This window comes from Candidatus Protochlamydia sp. W-9 (genome assembly GCF_001950615.1).
Classification (GTDB): Bacteria; Chlamydiota; Chlamydiia; order Chlamydiales; family Parachlamydiaceae; genus Protochlamydia; species Protochlamydia amoebophila.
Genome location: NZ_BCPZ01000365.1, coordinates 1 through 2,788 on the forward strand (window position 1 = coordinate 1; position 2,788 = coordinate 2,788).

Annotated in this window: 2 protein-coding genes and 1 pseudogene; 1 reads left to right on the forward strand and 2 read right to left on the reverse strand. The window is 34.9% G+C overall.

Annotation, left to right across the window (positions count from 1 at the left end):
• Positions 1 to 677 precede the first annotated feature (677 nt).
• Entirely contained in the window at positions 678 to 743 is a 66-nt protein-coding gene (locus tag BU804_RS17805; protein ID WP_445082304.1) for a DNA/RNA non-specific endonuclease, read from the reverse strand.
• Positions 744 to 774: 31 nt separating this feature from the next.
• A pseudogene (locus BU804_RS17810) lies at positions 775 to 885 on the reverse strand (DNA/RNA non-specific endonuclease); the annotation flags it as partial.
• A gap of 167 nt (positions 886 to 1,052) precedes the next feature.
• On the opposite strand from BU804_RS17810, the gene BU804_RS10035 reads away from it, so the two are divergent.
• Positions 1,053 to 2,788 (forward strand): hypothetical protein (locus tag BU804_RS10035; RefSeq protein WP_075883958.1); only part of this gene is annotated, 1,736 nt, incomplete at its 3' end.

Here is a 2,788-nt window from a genome sequence, read left to right on the forward strand (position 1 = left end):
GTTTAATTTCTTCACCGGTATAGGAACGAATCTGTATTGGTGGATAGGGGAAATCACTCCCATAAGCTTCTGACAAATATGCACCCATTTTACTCCTATATTTTTTAAATTTATTTAATCAAAAATTAATTTATTGGTTTCTTACAGCAGCAACCAAAAAGCTTAAAAATTTATTTGAATTTGTCGGTGCTTGTCATCCTAAAATTACCACCTTTTTTAAATTGTCAATTTAAAATTTTGAAAGCATATTTGAAAAAATTTTATCATTTAAAAGATATAAGCTGGGGTCTCTTTTCCCTGTTATTTTTCTATTGCAGCATCCTTGAAAAGATGGTTAGGCATTTCTACATCATTTAAAACTAATCACTAATCAACAAAATACTAACAACAGATTGCTAATGGTATTTATCGTATAGTATAAAAATTTTTTAAGATAAATTACAAAAGATTTTTTTGAAAAATGAATAAAGGTTAAAAAATCAATCCCGCACATTTTTCTAATTTTCAAGGGTGCTTTCACATTCGCTTAAAGGCATATTTGATAAAATAAGTTGAGTCGGTGAAATATAGGCCTTGATTTCTTACTCTTCTTGACAATTTTCTAGTTTCAATACTTTAAAAAACGTGTGGGATGTGATCACATAGATGTTTTGATAGGTCTTTGTCAAATTTCGTACCTATCTCTCCCATTTAGACCAATAACCTCTATTGAATGAAGAACTCTGGGGGCACATATTGGTCAAAAAAAATAACTTCCATTATTTCAAAAGTTGAACGGTGATTCGCAGCTGGAGCCATAGGTCCGCGATCAAATCCACTCCCTTTATAATCTGCTAAAGTGGCTCTTAAATGGAGAGGAATTTTTTCATCTTCTTTGAAGGCTATTTATCTTCTCTTACCTAGATGTTTTCATAGAGAATTCGCTTGGTTTTGATTTTCTATCGCATTCTCAGATCAAGCCCATTTTTCCGCTATTAAAAACCAACTTTTTCATCTTCAGTTTGGATTGGCATGCAAATTGCACCATAGAAGGAAAAAAAGGGGGCTTAGCTATGGTCAACCCAACCGGATCTTTTCCAAGTCATCCATCTCAAGGACAAAATATCCAACAACCTGCGTCGCAAGCTGCAGAAGGAAAAAAAAGAAAACAAAAAGGGAAGGAAAAAATAGTCGAGGATATCCATCAAAAAACTGAGGAAACGGCTCAGACCGCCATTCAAAGTTTATCTACGCCCACCTCATCTCCCCCTCATAAATTGCCTAGGCGAACAAAAGAAGAAGAAGAGGCTTTAGAAGCCGAAGATACCAGTTCTTTGAATAGCAACAGAAGTTTGCCAACAAAAAAAGCACTAAAAAAGAGAGTAAAGTTTATCAAGAAACTTTTCCGGCCGCAATACCTTCTAGGGGGAACAAAATCCAAAGCAGATGATAAAATAAATCAACCTAAACTTGAAAAGCGTTCTTCCTTTGGTTTGGAGAGCAACAGAGAAATTTATATCAATGCAAAAGAATTTATTGCAAAAGCTGTAGAACCCTTTTTCCAAATTGATAAACCCCTTTCTTTGAAGCTTGCTCAATTCATTGCTGAAATGGATGCCTATAACAATCATGGTGATAAAAATGAAAATCCCCCTGCAGAATTAATCGACATGCATGCGCAAGTGCGACTGCTTCTTTTTCTTCACATGGGCATAGCTTACTCTGGGTTGGAATGTCAAATTGATTGGCTACCAGCCAAAAAACAATTTTACATCGGCTCAGAACAAACAGGCACAGAAGCTTGTCACCATTCTTTATTTGCCGAAGTGAATGATACCTATCTTTATACGCTTAAAAAGTCTTTAGTGAAAGCAGTACGAGAATTGCGTGATAAACAAAAAGAAATTCCTCTTCCTTTAAAAGAAAGGCTCCTTAAGCTAAATGTCTCTAAAGAAGGACTTCAAAAAACCATTAAAGCTATTTTAGACAATAAGATTCACGCATTTGATGGAATTGAAAACTTATGGAAAGAAACATTTACTTCCTCTACAGAACATCCAGAGTTAAAAAAGTCTTTATTGGAAGCAGTACGAGAATTGCGTGATAACCAAAGAGAAATTCCTCTTCCGTTAAAAGAAAGGCTTCTTGAGCTAAATGTCTCTGAAGAAAGACTTCAAAAGACCATTAAAGCTATTTTAGACAATAAAATTTACGCATCTGATGGAATTGAAAACTTATGGAAAGAGACATTTCCTCTTTTTATAGAGAATCAAGCCCTAGCAAAAGAATTAAATGATCCTTTCCAGTATATACAGGATAGAAAAAGGCCACTGGAAGAAACGATAGGCAAACTGCAAACAATGGGGATTCCTAGAACTGTTATTAATGCATTACTAAAAAATAAACCATTAAAGAGAGTGCATGTGGATAAAGTGTTTGAAAAGTGGGTGAATCCCTCTTTATGGGCAAACACTAACTTTTATTTTTTAAACCATCATACTTTAATAGCTCCTTCTGCTTTAAATAAAGTGGACGATTTAATTGAAAAAAAAGTGCGCTCCGATGCTATGAAAATCCTTAATGCTATTGCCAAAACCGAGATTAGCCCTTTGGAAGGCACTCAACAAGTAGGCGAACTCATTATTGCAAGCCTGGGTAAAAGCCTAACGGTTATCCAAGAAAAAATTGCTTTAGTTTCCGCTTTAGAAAAAGAATTGGAGAAGCTGGGCAAACTTTTTAACGGGTTAGAGATTGCACAAACTAGTGCGAGTTACACCCCGCTGTACAAAAAGTTAGAAAATTTAAAAGA